Here is a 16,817-nt window from a genome sequence, read left to right on the forward strand (position 1 = left end):
TGATGGGCGGTCGGTGATGGGGCAGTCGATGGCCCTGGCGGGCCGCCTCTAGCCTCGCCTCCGCACGCTACGCGCACAACCTCCGCCTGCCCGGCGGCACAGCGGTTGCGATCAGGCGTCGCGAGGCGAGAACCGCTCCCGCACCGTCTCCCGGTTGATGCGCTGCAGCTCGTCGATCTGCTGATCGGCGCGCAGCTGCAGCGCCGCCAAGAACCGGCGGTCGAGACGCGGGTCGTCCTCTGCGAGCTCGAGCAGCGCATCCCACATCGACCGCTTGGCGCGAACGGCCCCGGTGAGGAAGTCGAGCTCGAACTGCGCCATCGAGCCGCGGCGGATGCGCAGCAGGTTGATCGGGTTGATGCTGCCGACGGCGCGGAAGACGAGGGTGAACAGGCGCTTCCAGCCCTTGGGACGGAAGCCGAGCTGCTGGATCAGCTTCGCGAGATCGCGCCGGTCGCGGGCGATCTCGTCGGCCAGGGTGAGCAGCGCCGCCTCGTGCGCACTGCCCTCGAACGTGCGGGCCGCTGCCTTGAACGCGTGCACGCCGCCCTCCGAGGCGAGCAGGTGCTCGTTCAGGTAGGCCGCGAGGTGGTCGTCGGCGTCGCTGGCGGATCGGCCGCGGCCGCGAAGCTCGTCGCTCATCGGTTGCCTCCCATCGGCTCTGTGCCTGGCCAGCCTGGCGCTGAGCGTCGGCGTGTGCAAGTCCCGCGGCCGACGTCGTCGTCACGGAGACGACCCCGTCCCGAAATACGCCCGATGCCATGATTCCCACGGGGTAAGAACATTTGCCCCATCACTTGAGATACCTCGACCATCCCAACAGAGTCTCCACATGCGAGAAAGCCTCCCTCGCATGTTGAGAACGAAGGAGAGCGACCGCATGGATTCCGCTGACATCACCGCCCGCGATGTGACGATGACCTTCCACAGCCGCGGCGTGTCCACGCCCGTGCTCGACCGTCTCTCCATCGACATCGAGGCGGGCAGCTTCGTCTCGCTGCTCGGCCCGTCCGGCTGCGGCAAGAGCACGCTGCTGAAGATCCTCGGCGGCATCCTCGCTCCGACCGGCGGCGACGTGCGCATCGGCGGCGTCGACGCCGAGCAGGCGGTCCGCGCCAAGGAGATCGGCCTCGTGCTGCAGCGGCCGGCGCTCATGCCGTGGAAGACGGCTCGCGAGAACGTCGCGATGCTGCGCTCGATCGCTCGCGGCGGGAAGGTCGGCGACGCCGCCATCGACGAGGCGCTCGAGATGGTGGGACTGACCCACGCGGCCGACAAGCTGCCCCACGAGCTCTCCGGCGGCATGGCGCAGCGGGTGTCGATCGCCCGGGCGCTCGCGATGGAGCCGTCGATCCTGCTCATGGACGAGCCCTTCGGTGCGCTCGACGCCATCACCCGCGACTCCATGAACGAGACGCTCGCCGAGATCTGGGCCGCGACGAAGAAGACCGTGGTGTTCGTCACCCACTCCATCTCGGAGGCAGTGTTCCTCTCGGACGCGATCTATGTGATGGGCGTCAACCCGGGCCGCATCATCGAGCGCATCGAGATCGACATCCCGCGACCGCGCGGCCCCGAGACCTTCGACCGCGCCGACTTCGGCGACTACGCCGCGCACCTGCGCGAGCTCCTCCACCCCGCGCCCAAGAAGGAGGTCGTCCGATGACCGCCACGATGCAGCTCGCCGTCACCGAGGCCCGCCAGATCGCTCGCCGACCCTCCCGAGCGAAGGCCGTCTGGCACAAGGCGTGGCCACCGCTGCTCGTGGTCGTCTTCGTCACGCTCGCCTGGGAGCTCGCGATCCCGCTGCTGGGCATCTCCACCTTCATCATCGCCGCGCCGAGCGCCATCGCGGCCGAGATGGTGATCGCTGCGCCGCTGCTGCTGCAGGCGACGTGGGTGACGACCCTCGAGATCTTCTGGGGCTTCCTCATCAGTGTCATCGTCGGCGTGGCGATCGCGCTGCTGGTCGTGCGCTACAAGTGGGTCGAGCGGGCGATCTACCCGCTCATCATCCTGTTCCAGACGGTGCCGAAGGTCGCGCTCGCCCCGATCTTCATCCTCTGGTTCGGCTACACCATGACGCCCAAGCTCGTGCTGATCGTGGTGATCGCGTTCTTCCCGATCACGATCAACATGGTGCTGGGGCTCAAGCGCACCGACGACGACCTGATCCTCCTGATGCGCTCGGTCGGCTCGAGCCGCACGCAGATCCTCACGAAGGTGCAGCTGCCCAACTCGCTGCCCTACCTCTTCGCCGGCACCCGCATCGCGATCACCCTCGCGGTCATCGGCGCGGTGGTCGCCGAGTTCGCCGGCTCCCAGGACGGCTTGGGCCACATGATCCAATTCGCTTCCACGCAACTGGACACCGCGCAGATGTTCGCCGCCCTCATCGTCGTCTCGCTGCTCGGCCTCGCCTTCTACTACGCGGTCGGTCTCGTCGAGCTGCTCATGCGCCGCCGCTTCCCCCACATCGCCACCGACGCGGTCTGATCGCGCCGCGCATCCGCCCCCTTCCTCACCAGTACCCCTCACCTCACCCCCACCCTCAGGAGCACACCCATGCGCACTCGCACCTCCTTCATCCCCGCGCTCGCAGCCGGCAGCGTCGCCGTGCTGGCGCTCGCCGCCTGCTCTGCCAACGCAGCGGCGCCCTCCTCATCGGGCGGCGCGCCGGCCGAGCTCGACACCGTCACGGTGCAGCTCGACTTCCAGCCGCGCGGCCTGCACTCGACCATGTTCGTCACCGACGAGAAGGGCTTCTTCGCCGAGGAGGGCATCGAGATCGAGCAGATCCTGCCCGGCACCAGCTCCGGCGACACGCTGCGCCTCGTCGGCTCGGGCCAGGGCGACTTCGGCATGGCCGACCTGCCGACGCTGGTCGTCGCGCAGAGCCAGGAGATCCCGGTGCAGGCGATCGGCGCGGTCAACCAGACCTCCCCGCTCGCGATGTGCACCCTCGCCGATGAGCACACGCTCGAGTCGCCCGCAGACCTCGAGGGCCTCACCGTCGGCGTGCAGGCGTCCGGCTCCACCTACGTCTTCTACAAGGCCCTCCTGGCGACCAACGGTGTCGACGCATCCGCCCTCACCGAGCTCACCGTGCAGCCGCCCTACGAGCAGTACCTGCTCACCGGCCAGGTCGACACCGTGCCCTGCTACGTCGACGCCGAGATCACGATCCTCGAGGAGCACGCCGGCGGCGAGGGCTCGCTCAGCGTGCTGCGCGGTCCGGAGTGGGGCTACGACGCCTACGGCACCGGCGTCTTCACCAGCGACCGCATGATCGCCGAGGACCCCGAGCTCGTGCAGCGCTTCATGAACGCGTACGTCAAGGGCCTGCAGTACGTGATCGACAACCCGCGTGAGGCCGCCGAGATCCTGGCCGCATCGGCACCCGACCGCGCGCAGAACGTCGACCTCTACGAGCGTCAGATCCAGGCCGACATCGAGGAGACCTTCACCAGCGTCGACGGCGCGGGCCTGGCCGGCATGACCGACGACACCTGGGCCGCGATGGTCGAGATGCTCGCCGCGCAGGGCGTCATCGAGACGAGCCCGGCCGTCGAGGACCTCGCTGACGCGTCGTTCGTGACGCAGGCCAACGAGCAGTGACCCGAGCGATGACGACGACACAGGAGACGAACCCATGAGCGCACAGCAGAGGCACGCGGAGATCTCGGGCGCAGGCTTCGCCGGGCTGACGGCGGCGGCCGCCCTCGCCCAGCGCGGCTGGAGCGTGCGGCTCCACGAGCGCTCCGACGAGCTGCGGGCAGAGGGTGCGGGCATCGTGCTCTGGGGCAACAGCCTCAAGGTGCTGCAGCGGCTCGGCGCGCTCCACGACCTGAAGGCGCGCGCGATGCGGCCGCCGGCCTACGAGACCCGGACCGACAACGCGATCGTCTCGCAGGAGCGGCTCGAGGGCGTCGACTGGATGACCATGACCCGCCCGCACCTGCACGAGACGCTCGTGCGGACGGCACGCGAGTCGGGCGTCGAGCTCGTCGCCGGCTCCGAGGTCACCGGCGCGACCGCCGACGGCACGGTGACGTTCGCCGACGGCAGCACCGCCGAGGCCGACCTCGTCATCGGGGCGGATGGGGTGGGCTCGGCCGTGCGCGACTCGCTCGGCTTCCAGGTCGACCGCCAGCGCTCGCGCGACGGCATCACGCGCTTCCTCGTGCCGCGCCGCAAGGCAGAGCTCGCCGCGCTTGAGCCCGACACCGAGTGGGACAACGTCATCGACTTCTGGAACATGTCGGGCCGCGTGCTGCGGGTGCTCTACACGCCGGCGAACGACGACGAGCTCTACATCGCCCTCATGTCGCCGGCCGCGGACGCCCAGGGCTCGCAGGTGCCGATCGACCTGGCGCTGTGGCAGCAGGAGTTCCCGCAGCTGGCGCCGGTGCTCGAGGACGCCGCGACGATCGCGGGCCGCTACTACGGCTACCAGACCACCCGCCTCGACCGCTGGACCGAGGGCAGCGTCGCGCTCATCGGCGACGCCGCGCACGCCATGTGCCCGGCCCTGGCCCAGGGAGCCGGCTGCGCCATGATGAACGCCTGGACGCTGGCGGAGGCCGCCACGCGGGCCGACGCCACTGACGTGGCCGGCGCGCTGGTCGAATGGGAGCGGGTTGAGCGCCCCTTCACCGACCGCTGCCAGGACCGCTCGCAGCACTACGCCGACAGCCGTTCGATGTCGCAGGGCGGCCAGTTCGCCGGCGACATCCTCGAGACCGCCCAGTATGACCCGACCGACGCCCGCCGTCACGACCTCCAGGAGGTGGCGCGATGAGCGCCCTGCAGCACTACACCCCCCGCCGCTGGCACCACGTGCTCGAGGAGATCGAGCACGACGGCGGCCCCGCCGGCGAGCCGCTGCGCAAGGCGGCGGTCGCGGTGGTCGTCGCCAACCCGTACGCCGGCGAGTGGGTCGAGTCGCTCGAGCCGCTGACCGCGCCGAGCGCCGAGCTCGGCACCGAGCTGGGCCGCCGCGCGGCCGCGCTGCTCGGCTTGCCGGTGCAGGGCTACGGCAAGGGCGGCATCGCCGGCATCGGCGGCGAGCAGGAGCACGTCGTCGCCTGCGTCACCACCATCTTCGGCGACGCCTTCCGCGACGCCGTCGGCGGCGGCGCCGCGTGGATCTCCTCGGTCACCAAGCTGGGCGGCCCCGGCACCCAGATCGACATCCCGCTCGCCTACAAGGACGAGGTCTACGTGCGCTCGCACTACGACTCGATCTCCTTCCGCATCGACGACGCACCGCGCGCCGACGAGCTGCTCATCGCCGTGGCCGTCTCGAGCGGGCCCCGCGTGCACGCCCGGGTGGGCGGCATGACGGCGGCAGAAGCACAGGAACGACGCAGCCTCGCTGCAGAAGGGGCGAATGTCGCATGAGCTACACGCCAGGCATCTACCAGCAGGACGAGTCGATCTCGGCGACGCTCGCCGACCTCGGCCGCGCGCACCGGATCCTCGAGATGGAGGGCCACGGCGACATGTCGATGGGCCACCTCTCCTACCGCGACCCGTTCGGCCGCGGCCTGTGGCTCAAGCGCGGCAACCTCGCGCTGAGCGAGGTCGACGGCGACGACTTCATCCTGATGGACTTCGACGGCAACGTGCTCGAGGGTCAAGGCCTGCGTCACCTCGAGTGGCCGCTGCACGCCGAGATCATGAAGGCACGACCCGACGTCAACTTCGTCGGCCACTCGCACAGCCACGCCGCGACCCTCATCGGCGCCACGAGCGGCGTGATCCAGCCGCTCAACAACCACGGCGTCTGGTTCGGCGGCAAGGGCGTGCCGCTCTACCGCGACACCAGCCACATCATCACGACGGTGCCGCTGGGCGTCGACGTGGCGCAGCAGCTCGGCGACGCAGACGCCATCCTGCTCTCCAACCACGGCGTCGCCTTCGTCGGCGCTGACGTGGCGCAGGTCACCCTGGCGGGCGTCTTCCTCGAGTGGGCCTCGCGCTTCCAGCTCGACGCGCACGCCTCCGGCCTCGAGGGCCACGTGCCCGACCCCGACGAGACCGACGAGAAGAAGGCGCGCATCTACCCGCCGAAGGCGCAGCGCAACTACTGGATGTACTTCAACCGCAAGCTCGATGCCGTGGAGCAGCACGGCGGAAGGATGTTCCCGTGAGCGTTCCCACCATCGTCACCGTCGTCGGCTCGGGCATCATGGGCCCCGGCATCGGCGCCGTGCTCGCCGCCGCCGGCGCACAGGTGCGCATCTACGACATCAGCGAGGCCGCCGTCGCGGCCGCCGAGACCGCCTACGACAAGGCGCTCGGCGTCGTCGAGCAGCTCTCTGGCCCTTCGGGCGCCCCGGATGCGGTGTTCACCACCGACATCGCGGTCGCCCTCGAGGGCACCGAGCTGGTTATCGAGGCGGTGCCCGAGCGCATCGAGATCAAGCGCTCGGTGCTCGCCCAGATCGAGGAGCTCGTCAGCGACGACACCGTCGTCGCCACGAACACCTCGGGCATCCCGATCTCGACGATGGCCGAGACGATGCGCGTGCCGGGTCGCTTCGTCGGCATGCACTGGTCGAACCCGCCGCACCTCATCCCGATGATCGAGGTCATCCCCGGCGCCGCCACCGACCAGGCGGTCACCGACCGCATGATGGCGATCGTGCGCGCGATCGGCTACGAGCCGGTGCTCGAGAAGGAGATCGCCGGCTTCGTCGAGAACCGGGTGCTCTACGCGATCATGCGCGAGTGCCTCTCGCTGGTCGAGCAGGGCATCGTCACGCAGGAGGATCTCGACACCTGCGTGCGCTGGGGCATCGGCTACAAGCTCGCCGTGGTCGGACCGATGCGGCTGCTCGACATGGCCGGCCTCGACACCTACCGCAACGTCTCGAGCTACCTCAACGCCGAGCTCGACTCGAGCGCCGGCGTGCCCGAGATGATCGAGCGGATGACCGCCGATGGCCGCCTGGGCATGAAGTCGGGCGACGGCCTCTACGAGTACGGCGAGGGCGACGTCGCAGCCACCCGCGGCCGCATCACCTCGGGGCTGCTCGAGGTGCGCAAGGTGCTCTCGGGCCTGGAGCGCGTGTGACCACGATTGACGAGGTCGTCGTCGACGGCCCGGAGTCGCAGCTCGCCGCTGCGATCTCCGGGCCCGCCGACGGCACGCCCGTGCTCTTCCTGCACGGCACCTCGGCGAACCGGCACGGCTGGGACGCCGTCGTCGACGCGATGGCCGAGCCCGCTCGCGCCGTGCGGCTCGATCAGCGCGGGCACGGCCTTTCGGGCGACGGCGACGCGTACGACGCGGATGCGTTCGCGCGCGACGCCGCCGCCGTCATCCGTGCGCTCGACCTCGGTCCGACCCTCGTGGTCGGCCACTCCATGGGCGCGCGGAACGCCTGGGTTCTCGCCGCGCGCGAGCCGGAGGTCGTCTCGGGCGTCGTGGCGGTCGACTACACGCCGTTCGTCGAGGCCGAGGTGCTCGACGCGCTGGACGCGCGCGTGCGAGGCGGCGACCGCGCCTTCGACGACCTGAGCGCCGTGCACGCCTACCTCGCCGACCGCTACCGGCGCCTGCCCGCCGACGCGATCGAGCGCCGAGCGCGATTCGGCTACGCGCCCGCCGACGACGGGCTGCGCCCGCTCGCCCGGCCGGCAGCGCTCGCCGCCCTCGTCGAGGGCCTCCGCACCGACTTCCCCGACGAGTTCGCCGCTGTCGCCGCCGAAGGCCCCGCGATGGTGGCCGTGCGCGGCGAGCACAGCGCGATCGTCTCTCCCGCCGCCTGGGCTCGCGCCCAGGCGCTGGCGCCGACCGCCGGCTTCGTCGAGCTGGCCGACGCCGACCACTACGTCCACGAGGAGCAGCCGCAGGCTGTCGCCTCGATCATCGACGATCTCATCCGCACTGTCCGGCGCACGCCGGTCAGCGTCCACAACGCAAAGGAGCAGCCATGGGACTGAACATCGCCGACCTCAAGGTCACCACCGACGACTTCGAGCCGGGGGGACGCATCCCCGACCGCATCAGCGCCGACGGCGGCAACACCGAGCCCCGCCTGACCGTCACCGGCGTGCCGGCCGACGCCGTCGAGCTGGCGCTCATCGCGCACGACCCCGACGCGCCCTTGCCGCACGGCTTCACGCACGGCACCACCTACGGGCTTCCGGCCACCGACGGGCCGATCGACACCGCATCGGCCCGTCGTGGCCCCAACGGCATGGGCGAGGCAGCGTGGACCGGGCCGCAGCCGCCGCACGGCCACGGCGACCACCGCTACTACTTCTGGGTCTACGCGCTGTCGAAGCCCGTCGAGGGCACGCCGAGCCGCGAGGAGTTCCTCGAGCAGTACGCTGACGCCATCGTCGAGCAGAACAGGGTGGTGGGCGTCTTCTCGCGCTGATCATGCCTCCCCCCGCCAAGACCCCCGGAGTCGACAGCGCGCGTCGCGTGCTGCAGGTGCTCCTGCTGTTCACCGAGGAGCAGCCCACCTTCAGCGTCGACGAGATCGTGGGTCGCACCGGCATCCCGCCGCAGAGCGTCTACCGGTACGTGTCGCTCCTGCGCGAGCTCGGACTCGCGGAGGAGCACTCGTACGGTCGCTACGCCCTCACGCCGCAGGCTCTGGCGCTCGGGCGGGCGGCAGAGGTCGTGTACGCCCAGTCGTCGGTGGTGCACGAGCGGCTCGACCACCTCGCGCACGTCAGCGGCGAGACCTCGCTGCTGCTGCGGCGGGTCGAGGATCACGCGATCTGCGCAGAGCTGGTCGAGACGCCGCAGACGGTGCGGCTGTCGTTCCGCATCGGGCATCGCATGCCGCTGCATCGTGGAGCGGCGCCGAAGGTGCTGCTCGCGGGGCTCGGCGAGGAGTGGGCGCAGCGCTACTTCCGTCGGTGCATGCCGGTGGTGCCCGAGGCTGAGCGCACCGAGCGGCTGCGCGAGCTGTCGGTGATCCGTGAGCGCCGCTGGGCCGAGTCGGCGAGCGAGGTAGACGAGGGCATCTGGGCGGTGGCGGCGCCGATCTGGAACGGCGACCGCATGATCGCCGCGCTCACGGTGGCGGGTCCGCAGTTCCGCATCACGAGCCGCAAGGCCAAGACGATCCGCGACGAAGTGGTGCGGGTGGCGGCCGATCTCTCGGCGTAGCGCGCGGCAGTCGTCGAGCGCTGCCGCCCGCGCCTGCCGGCAGGAGTTCTAACAGACACATCCATTAACGAAACCCCGCCCCAGGTGTTGACTCGGCCCAAGAGGTCTCGACGAAGGGCCGCACCATGAGCATCGTGATCGTCGGAGCCGGACTCGCGGGGGCCACCGCCGCGACCGAGCTCCGCAAGCAGGGCCACACCGGCGAGATCGTGCTGATCGGCGCCGAGTCGCATGCCCCCTACGAGCGGCCGCCGCTGTCGAAGGACTACCTGCTCGGCAAGCAGCCCTTCGAGAAGGCGCTCGTGCACCCCGAGCCCTGGTACGCCGAGCACGACATCGACCTGCGGCTCGGCACCCGCGCGACCGCCGTCGACCTCGAGCGGCGCGTCGTGCACACTGAGCCGGCGGCAGGCGAGGGTGCGCCCACCGAGGTCCCCTACGAGCAGCTGCTGCTCGCCACCGGCGCCACCCCGCGGCAGCTCGACCTCGGCGCCGGCCCCATGCTGACGCTCCGCACCGCCGACGACAGCACCCGCCTGCGCGAGGCGATCGGCCCCGGCACGCGCGTCGTCATCGTCGGCGCCGGCTGGATCGGCCTCGAGGTCGCCGCGGCCGCGCGCCAGGCAGGTGCCGACGTCACCGTCTTCGAGACCGCCGAGCTGCCGCTGCTGCGCGTGCTCGGCGCAGAGATCGCGACGGTCATCGCCGAGCTGCACCGCGGCCACGGCGTCGACCTGCGGCTGGGCACCCAGGTCACCGCCGACGACCTCGACGAAGCCGACCTGCGCATCGCCGCCGTCGGCGTGAGCCCCGCGGTCGAGCTCGCCGAGGCAGCCGGGCTCGAGATGGGCAACGGCGTGCTCGTCGACGCGACCCTGCGCACGTCTGACCCGCACGTCTGGGCGATCGGCGACATCGCCGACCACGCGCATCCGACCCTCGGCCGCCGCATCCGCGTCGAGCACTGGGACACCGCGATCGAGCAGGGCAAGGTCGTCGCCCGCAATCTGCTCGGCGCCGACGAGCCCTACGAGCGGCTGCCCTACTTCTTCACCGACCAGTACGACATGGGCATGGAGTACGTCGGCAGCGTCGGCCCCGACGGCTACGACCGGGTCGACATCGAAGGGCCGACCGACGTGCTCGCGGGCGACGCGTTCCGCGCCTTCTGGGTGCGCGACGACCGGGTGGTCGCGGCGATGCACATCAACGACTGGGATGCGTCCGACGCGATCCGAGACAGCATCGGCACCGTGCGTGCGGGCGTCGGGACGGCCACGTGAACCGTCGCATCGGGCGCCGCGACTTCGACTTCGACCGGCAGGTGGCGGTGATGGCGGTGGTGAACCGCACGCCCGACTCCTTCTTCGACCGCGGCGCGACCTTCGCCCTCGACCGCGCGGTCGAGCACGCGCTGCGTGCGGCCGAGCTCGGCGCCGACTGGGTCGACGTCGGCGGCGTGCCCTTCGGTCGCGGCCCCGCCGTCTCGACACAGGAGGAGATCGATCGGGTGGTGCCGGTGATCGCCGCGGTCACCGCGGCACGCGACGCCATCGTCATCTCGGTCGACACGAACCGCGCGGCGGTGGCGCGGGCGGCGCTCGCGGCCGGCGCCGCGGTCGTCAACGACACGAGCGGGCTAGGCGACCCCGAGATGGCGGCGGTGATCGCCGCCGCCGATGCGCACGTCGTCATCACCCACAGCGTCGGCCCGCCGCGGGTCGAGAAGGCGGCCGCCCACTTCGACGACGTTGTGAGTGACGTGCGCGCCTTCCTGCTCGAGCGCGTCGCGCACGCCGAGGCCGCCGGCGTCGCCCGCGACCGCATCATCGTCGACCCGGGCCACGACCTCGACAAGAACACCCTGCACTCGCTCGAGCTCACCCGGCGGCTGAGCGAGATCGCCGCGATCGGCCTGCCGCTGCTGGTGGCGGTGTCGAACAAGGACTTCGTCGGCGAAGCGACCGACCGCCCGCGCGCCGAGCGGCTGGCGGGCTCGCTCGCGGCGATGACGGCGTGCATCCTGGCGGGGGCGCGCATCGTGCGCATGCACGACGTCGCAGCGACGATCGACGCGGTGCGCATGACCGAGGCGATCCTCGGCCTGCGGGTGCCCACCCGGCTCGAGCACAACACCCATCCCACCCACAACGTCTGAGGCCCCGCATGTCAGGTCCCGCCGCCGCTGCCACCCCGGCTGTCGAAGCCGAGCGCACGCTAATCGATCGCCTCTGGCCCGACCCCGCGGCCGACCTCGACGACGAGGCGCTGCTCGCCACCTACGCCTTCCCGGCCGACCGCCCATGGCTGCGCATGAACTTCATCAGCAGCCTCGACGGCGCCGCCACCCGGCAGGGCCGCTCCGGCTTCCTGGGCGACGACGCCGACCGGCGGGTCTTCGACCTGCTGCGCAGAGAGGCGGATGCGGTGCTCGTCGCCGCGGGCACGGTGCGCACCGAGGGCTACGGGGCGATGCGGCTCGACGCCGCAGCGATCGCGTGGCGCGAAGCCCACGGTCTTCCTGCCCAACCGGTGTTCGTGCTCGTCTCGCGCAGCCTCGATCTCGACCCTGACGCATCCGTCTTCACCCGTGCGCCGATGCGGCCGATCGTCGTCACGGTCGACGAGGCGCCGGCCGACCGACGGGCGACGCTCACGGCGGTGGCCGACGTGGTGACTGCGGGTGCCGGCTCGGTCGACCCGGCGCGGCTGCGCGCCGAGCTCGCGTCGCGCGGCCTGCAGCGGGTGCATGCGGAGGGCGGCCCGACGCTGTTCGGCTCGTTCCTCGCGGGCGGCGGCGTCGACGAGCTGTGCCTCACGCTGGCGCCGGCGCTCGAGGCGGGCGACGCGGTGCGCATCGCCCACAGCGCGGTGGCGGCGCCGACCGAGATGCGGCTGAGCTCGGTGCTGCGGGCCGGCAGCGAGCTGCTGCTGCGGTACGTGCGCGATCGCTCGGCGGCAGTCTGAGGCAACCTGCTCGCCCGCAACTGCATAGGCTTGACGCAGAGCGAACCGAAGGAGATCGGGCGATGCCAGACCGGGCCAACGGGAAGTACGTCTCGAACGTCGACGCGCTGGCGGTGTGGTGGCCGGCCGCGCGCGAGACGCTGCTCGAGGTGTCGCGCGACCCGGGCGCGAGGATCAGCGAGCAGCAGCTGGCCGAGCGGATCCAGGCGGCGACGGGCGTCTCCACGCGGCAGCCGGCCTCCGAGTGGATCGGGCGCGTGCTCGATCGGGTGGCGAGCGACGCCGAGTCAAGGGGCGAGCAGAGTCTCACGTCGCTGTGCACCCGGCCGTCGGCCGAGCCGGCACGGCGCACGGCGACGCGCTCGACCACGCGAGCGACGCCTCGCGCTTCCGCGCCGAAGGCGCCGCCCGCCGCGGTGATGCGCGAGACCACCTGCCCGCACTGCTTCATGGTCGTGCCGACTGCCGACACGTGCCGAGAGTGCGGCGGTGCGCTCGCGGCCTGACGCGCGACAGGGCGTTCCTGCCAACAGGAGAGGCGGGAGCCGGTTCGACTCCCGCCTTCACCGTGTCGGCGTCAGAGCGCCGCGGCGCCCGCCTCGGCGACCGAGTGGTCCTGCTCGCCCGAGCCGCCGCTAACGCCCACGGCGCCGACGACGACGCCGTCGCGCGAGAGCGGGATGCCGCCGGCGAAGATCGCGACCTTGCCGCCGTTGGTGGTGTGGATGCCGAAGAACTGCTGCGTCGGCTGGGCGTTGTCGCCGAGGTCCTTGGTCGAGATGTCGAAGGCGCGCGACGTCCACGCCTTGCTGATCGAGATGTCGACGCTGCCGATCCAGGCGCCGTCCTGGCGCACGTGCGCGACCAGGTTGCCGCCGGCGTCGACGACGGCGATGTTCATCGGCTGGCCGATCTCGTCGGCCTTCGCCTCGGCGGCGGCGATCACGCGGCGGGCGTCCTCGAGCTTCACGGTCATGGTGCTTCCTCTCGTCGGCGGCGGCCCGGTCGAGCCGTTGCGCCTCGACTCTCGCAGGCGAGCGGATGCGTCACCACAGAGTGCGCTGAGCGCGGAACGACGGGCTGGGGCGTGCCTGCGGTGAAGCCGAACCGAGGCGGTCGCAGTGGAGCGGGCGGCCCGCCGATAGGTTGACCGCATGTCACCCCGCACCGTCCACGTTGGCGTCGATCTGGCGTGGGGTCTGGCCAGCGGCCGAACGGGAGTCGCGGCGCTCGACGAGTCGGGCGCGTATCTGGCTTCGGCGACGGTGCGCACCGACGACGAGATCGTCGAGTGGACGCGCGGGCAGGTCGGCGAGGCGAAACTCGGTGTCGTTGCGATCGATGCTCCGATCGTGGTGCCGAACGAGGTCGGGCGCCGCGACTGCGAACAGGAGATCCACCGTCATTTCGGACGATTCGATGCTGGCGCCCACAGCACGAATCGCTCGAAGCCCACGATGAACCCGCCGAGAGCCGAGACGCTCGTAGAGCGGATAGGGCTCGGTTTCGATCCCGCATCCAATTCCCGTACCGACGTCGCGATCGAGGTTTACCCGCACCCCGCGATGGTGGGGCTCTGGGGCCTCGACCTGATCCTGAAGTACAAGCACAAGACGAAGTACGAGTTTGACTTCCGTCGCACGGAGTTCCTCATCCTCCTGTCGCGCCTCGCGGCCATCGAGTCCCTCGCATTGCAGGGCGCGCCGAGGTGGACCGAGATCGTGCGGGTCGTCGATGGTGCCACAACGCACGGGGAGCTGAACCGGGTGGAGGACGAGGTCGACGGCATCGTCTGCGCCTACCTCGCGTGGCTCTGGGCCGAGCGCGACGAGCGCTTGACCGTCTACGGCGACGTCGAGCGCGGCTACATCGTCGCGCCTCTGCCACCAAGCCACGCAGCACGGGGCCGTGCTGCTCGCGTCACGCCGAGGCGTCAGGTGCGATTCGAGGAGGCTGGCGAGCCAGGCCCGCGAGCGGTCCAGGCAGCGCCAGCGTTCTCGCTCGACGGCCCTACGGACCTTTGGGAACTGACGCCCGACGAGGCGCACCTCCTGGAACGAACGCTCACTGAACGGCGCAGTTCGATGATCGGCGTTAGGGCGTAGTTCGGCGCATCACGGCACAGGGTCACGCCGACGCGACCGGCAACCAACTGACGGCCGGGTCGCAAATGGCGCTCGACGTGGTGACGAAGCTGCGACACTATCCTCGTCGAGGACCGACGTACGTCGGCGCGCTCGGCATCTTCGGCGGCGCCGGGCTGCGCGTGGAGCACGTGCCCATGGACGCCGACGGCCTCGTGCCCGAGGCGCTGCGGGAATGCATCCGCCACCTGGCGAGCGAGGGCCGTCGCCCGCGCATGCTCTAAACGATCCCGAACTTCCAGAACCCGCGCGGCGTGACGCTGGCGGAGGCGCGGGGGCCCGAGATCGTCGAGATCTGCCGCGAGGCGGTCATCCCGATCGTCGAGGACATCCCCTACGGCATGCTCTCGTTCGAGCCGCGCAAGCTCACGTCGTTGCATGAACTCGACCCCGAGCACGTCATCTATCTGGGCTCGTTCTCGAAGGTGCTGGCGCCGGGGCTGCGGGTCGGCTGGGCGGCGGCCCCCGAGTGGATTCGGCGCCCGCTGCAGCTCGCGTCGGAGTCGACGGTCATTTGCGCCTCGCCGCTGAGCCAGGCGCTCGCGGCCGACTACATCGCGCACCACGACTTCCGCGGCATCATCGCCCACGCGGCCGCCGTCTACGCCGAGCGTGCCGCGGCGCTCATCGGCGCGTTCGATGGGCGACTCCCGGAGGGCTCGACCCTCACGCAGCCGCACGGCGGCTTCTTCAGCTGGGTGACGCTGCCCGAGGGCTGGACGACGGCTGCGCTGCTGGATGCGGCGATCGAGGAGCAGGTGGTGTTCGTGCCGGCGCCTCGTTCTGTGCACCGGGCGAGGGTGCGCGAGAACTGCGGCTGGCGTTCTCCTTCGAGTCGCCGGAGCGGCTCGCCGAGGGGGCGCGGCGGCTGGGGCTGGCGGTCGAGCGCACCGCCGGCTCAGTGCTCGGGGCTCGCTGAACCCGTCGCGGGCGCCTAACGGGAACGGAGGTAGCGCTCCATCAGTTCGGCGGGCAGGCGTCCGCGGACGCCGACCGGGATCCCCTGCTCTCGCGCCCAGCGTCGCACGTCCGCGGGGTCTACGCCGGGGCCGCCCTGTGACGTTGCTGGCGCCGACGACGAGAGAACTGCCACTTCGCTCCTGGGCTGAAGATTGTCGAGCAAGGCCTCGAAGACCTTGGGGCCGACGATCCTCGTGCCGTGCTGTTGTGCTGCATCGAGCTTCGTGCCCGCGAACGAGCCGTCGGTGACCAGCACGTCGGTCAGGCGAGAGACCGTGCTCGTCACTCGCACTCCCAATCGAGCGGCTCGGGTCTCCATGCGCTCTCGCCAGGCGTCATCACAGCCTGTGAAGGCCACTCGGTCGCCGACCCGCAGCGGTTCTCCGAGCGACCAGCCCTCCGGTATCGGGCGGAGCGTCGTTGCAATCATCGCCTCCCGCTCGCCGTCAGCCTCGTCGAGCACGGTCTTGACCAGCGAATCGGGCTGGCCGAGCAGATCAGCCAGTTTGCGCAGTTGGCTCGTCTCGTCACGCGAGACTCGACCGTCGTCGACGGCTCGGTGGGCAGCTGCGAGAAGGAGCGACCGATGCGCGGCATCCAAGTCGGCCAGGCCCAGGTCGTGCAGCTCCGCCAGATCCTGCAGCGCTTCTCGCTCCCCCGCCGTCAGAGCACCATCCTCGAGTGCCTCGAGAAGCGACTCCAAGTAGGACATGACGCCCGGCGCCGCGTCATCAACGAGCTCGAGCAGCGACGGCGTGGTGACCTGCGTGAGCAAAGGCGGTTGCTTCGGGGACGGCTTCGCGATGCGTCGCGGCTGCTGCGGTGCGGAGCGTGACGGTCGTGAGGTGGGCGAGGGCCGGGAGCGTGGAGGCCTCGACGGCTGCAGCAGAGCGGCACCGTCACCTCCGCTCACCTGCAGGTAGTGACGCAGAAGTCCAGCCGTCGCTCGCGCATCGCCGAGCGCGGAGTGTGCGCCGCTGAGCGAGACGTCCGCGGCGGCGCAACAATCTGCCAGCCGGCGTCGGTCGAGGTGCGGCAGGTACCGGTGGCTCGCCTCGAGCGTGCAGATGGCATCCATGTATGGCAGGTCGAATCGGGCGTTCGAGAACTCCGCGCGCAGGAACGCGAGGTCGAACCGTGCGTTGTGCGCGACGACCGGCACTCCGCCGACGAGGTTGCGGACGTCGTGAGCCAAGTCGCGGAACAGCGGCGCATGCCTCACGTCGGCGTCGGTGATGCCGTGGATGTGCGTCGCTCCAACAGGACCCTCAGGATTGAAGCGAGTGCTCCACTCGTCGATCACGTCGCCTTCGGCGCCAAGCCGGATGACCGCGAGCTCAAGGACGCGATGCTGCCGCGGCGACAGCCCGGTCGTCTCGACGTCGATGACGGCGAAGCTCGGACGGGCCGACTGCTCCTCCGTTGCTGGTGAGCCGGGCGAGGCCTGCCTCAGTATTGGGCCCCGCACCGCCGTGGAAGCGGGGAAGATCCAATCGGAAATACGCTGGTATAGGCTTCGCGACTCGGGCACAGGGGCTCCTCACGTGGGCGGTGCATCGCCGGCTCCTGCGCCGACCTTACGATGCTCGCAGATGCGTGTGACATGCGCT

At 70.9% G+C, this 16,817-nt stretch carries 20 protein-coding genes; 17 read left to right on the forward strand and 3 right to left on the reverse strand.

Going from position 1 to position 16,817, the window contains the following annotated elements:
* Window positions 1-111: 111 nt before the first annotated feature.
* Window positions 112-642 (reverse strand): hypothetical protein, encoded by a 531-nt coding sequence (locus tag Q9250_RS10920; RefSeq protein WP_306231909.1) that lies wholly within the window; start codon window positions 640-642, stop codon window positions 112-114.
* Between the two features lie 238 nt (window positions 643-880).
* On the opposite strand from Q9250_RS10920, the gene Q9250_RS10925 reads away from it, so the two are divergent.
* The 14 genes from Q9250_RS10925 to Q9250_RS10990 all read left to right on the forward strand — a co-directional run bounded on the left by Q9250_RS10925 (window position 881) and on the right by Q9250_RS10990 (window position 12,609).
* A complete protein-coding gene (locus Q9250_RS10925; RefSeq protein ID WP_306231910.1) occupies window positions 881-1,666 on the forward strand; it encodes an ABC transporter ATP-binding protein in 786 nt (261 codons plus the stop codon).
* Entirely contained in the window at window positions 1,663-2,496 is an 834-nt protein-coding gene (locus tag Q9250_RS10930) for an ABC transporter permease (protein ID WP_306231911.1), read from the forward strand. Before Q9250_RS10925 ends, Q9250_RS10930 begins: the two co-directional genes overlap by 4 nt.
* A 69-nt stretch (window positions 2,497-2,565) precedes the next feature.
* A complete protein-coding gene (locus tag Q9250_RS10935) occupies window positions 2,566-3,618 on the forward strand; it encodes an ABC transporter substrate-binding protein (protein WP_306231912.1) in 1,053 nt (350 codons plus the stop codon).
* A gap of 34 nt (window positions 3,619-3,652) precedes the next feature.
* Entirely contained in the window at window positions 3,653-4,801 is a 1,149-nt protein-coding gene (locus tag Q9250_RS10940) for an FAD-dependent oxidoreductase (RefSeq protein ID WP_306231913.1), read from the forward strand.
* Entirely contained in the window at window positions 4,798-5,403 is a 606-nt protein-coding gene (locus Q9250_RS10945; RefSeq protein ID WP_306231914.1) for an amino acid synthesis family protein, read from the forward strand. Before Q9250_RS10940 ends, Q9250_RS10945 begins: the two co-directional genes overlap by 4 nt.
* Window positions 5,400-6,155 carry a class II aldolase/adducin family protein gene (locus Q9250_RS10950; RefSeq protein WP_306231915.1) on the forward strand — a complete coding sequence of 252 codons (756 nt, stop codon included), beginning with the start codon at window positions 5,400-5,402 and terminating at the stop codon, window positions 6,153-6,155. Before Q9250_RS10945 ends, Q9250_RS10950 begins: the two co-directional genes overlap by 4 nt.
* The gene (locus tag Q9250_RS10955) at window positions 6,152-7,081 is read left to right on the forward strand and encodes a 3-hydroxyacyl-CoA dehydrogenase NAD-binding domain-containing protein (protein ID WP_306231916.1); all 930 of its coding nucleotides are present in this window, start codon (window positions 6,152-6,154) and stop codon (window positions 7,079-7,081) included. The genes Q9250_RS10950 and Q9250_RS10955 overlap by 4 nt, the downstream gene beginning before the upstream one ends.
* Window positions 7,078-7,953, forward strand: a complete 876-nt coding sequence (locus Q9250_RS10960) for an alpha/beta fold hydrolase (RefSeq protein ID WP_306231917.1) — start codon at window positions 7,078-7,080, stop codon at window positions 7,951-7,953. Before Q9250_RS10955 ends, Q9250_RS10960 begins: the two co-directional genes overlap by 4 nt.
* The gene (locus Q9250_RS10965) at window positions 7,944-8,393 is read left to right on the forward strand and encodes a YbhB/YbcL family Raf kinase inhibitor-like protein (RefSeq protein WP_306231918.1); all 450 of its coding nucleotides are present in this window, start codon (window positions 7,944-7,946) and stop codon (window positions 8,391-8,393) included. The genes Q9250_RS10960 and Q9250_RS10965 overlap by 10 nt, the downstream gene beginning before the upstream one ends.
* A 47-nt stretch (window positions 8,394-8,440) precedes the next feature.
* Window positions 8,441-9,136, forward strand: coding sequence for an IclR family transcriptional regulator (locus tag Q9250_RS10970; RefSeq protein ID WP_306231919.1), 696 nt, complete (start codon window positions 8,441-8,443; stop codon window positions 9,134-9,136).
* Between the two features lie 125 nt (window positions 9,137-9,261).
* Window positions 9,262-10,419 (forward strand): NAD(P)/FAD-dependent oxidoreductase, encoded by a 1,158-nt coding sequence (locus tag Q9250_RS10975; protein WP_306231920.1) that lies wholly within the window; start codon window positions 9,262-9,264, stop codon window positions 10,417-10,419.
* Window positions 10,416-11,294 (forward strand): dihydropteroate synthase, encoded by an 879-nt coding sequence (folP, locus tag Q9250_RS10980; RefSeq protein WP_422665042.1) that lies wholly within the window; start codon window positions 10,416-10,418, stop codon window positions 11,292-11,294. The genes Q9250_RS10975 and folP overlap by 4 nt, the downstream gene beginning before the upstream one ends.
* Window positions 11,295-11,302: 8 nt before the next feature.
* Window positions 11,303-12,103, forward strand: a complete 801-nt coding sequence (locus Q9250_RS10985) for a pyrimidine reductase family protein (protein WP_306231921.1) — start codon at window positions 11,303-11,305, stop codon at window positions 12,101-12,103.
* Between the two features lie 62 nt (window positions 12,104-12,165).
* Complete coding sequence (locus tag Q9250_RS10990) at window positions 12,166-12,609, forward strand: hypothetical protein (RefSeq protein ID WP_306231922.1); 444 nt, start codon at window positions 12,166-12,168, stop codon at window positions 12,607-12,609.
* 71 nt (window positions 12,610-12,680) lie between these two features.
* On the opposite strand, the gene Q9250_RS10995 is transcribed toward Q9250_RS10990, so the two are convergent.
* Window positions 12,681-13,079 carry a GlcG/HbpS family heme-binding protein gene (locus Q9250_RS10995; RefSeq protein ID WP_306231923.1) on the reverse strand — a complete coding sequence of 133 codons (399 nt, stop codon included), beginning with the start codon at window positions 13,077-13,079 and terminating at the stop codon, window positions 12,681-12,683.
* Between the two features lie 178 nt (window positions 13,080-13,257).
* Between Q9250_RS10995 and Q9250_RS11000 the strand changes: the two genes are divergently transcribed.
* The 3 genes from Q9250_RS11000 to Q9250_RS11010 all read left to right on the forward strand — a co-directional run bounded on the left by Q9250_RS11000 (window position 13,258) and on the right by Q9250_RS11010 (window position 15,185).
* The gene (locus Q9250_RS11000) at window positions 13,258-14,208 is read left to right on the forward strand and encodes a DUF429 domain-containing protein (RefSeq protein WP_306231924.1); all 951 of its coding nucleotides are present in this window, start codon (window positions 13,258-13,260) and stop codon (window positions 14,206-14,208) included.
* A gap of 65 nt (window positions 14,209-14,273) precedes the next feature.
* Window positions 14,274-14,471, forward strand: a complete 198-nt coding sequence (locus Q9250_RS11005) for a hypothetical protein (protein ID WP_306231925.1) — start codon at window positions 14,274-14,276, stop codon at window positions 14,469-14,471.
* 3 nt (window positions 14,472-14,474) lie between these two features.
* Window positions 14,475-15,185: an aminotransferase class I/II-fold pyridoxal phosphate-dependent enzyme gene (locus Q9250_RS11010; protein WP_306233985.1), complete on the forward strand. Its 711-nt coding sequence runs from the start codon at window positions 14,475-14,477 to the stop codon at window positions 15,183-15,185.
* On the opposite strand, the gene Q9250_RS11015 is transcribed toward Q9250_RS11010, so the two are convergent.
* Complete coding sequence (locus Q9250_RS11015) at window positions 15,182-16,738, reverse strand: exonuclease domain-containing protein (RefSeq protein WP_306231926.1); 1,557 nt, start codon at window positions 16,736-16,738, stop codon at window positions 15,182-15,184. The genes Q9250_RS11010 and Q9250_RS11015 overlap by 4 nt on opposite strands.
* Between the last annotated feature and the right edge of the window lie 79 nt (window positions 16,739-16,817).

Origin of the sequence: Agrococcus beijingensis (assembly GCF_030758955.1) — a bacterium.
Taxonomy (GTDB): domain Bacteria; phylum Actinomycetota; class Actinomycetes; order Actinomycetales; family Microbacteriaceae; genus Agrococcus; species Agrococcus beijingensis.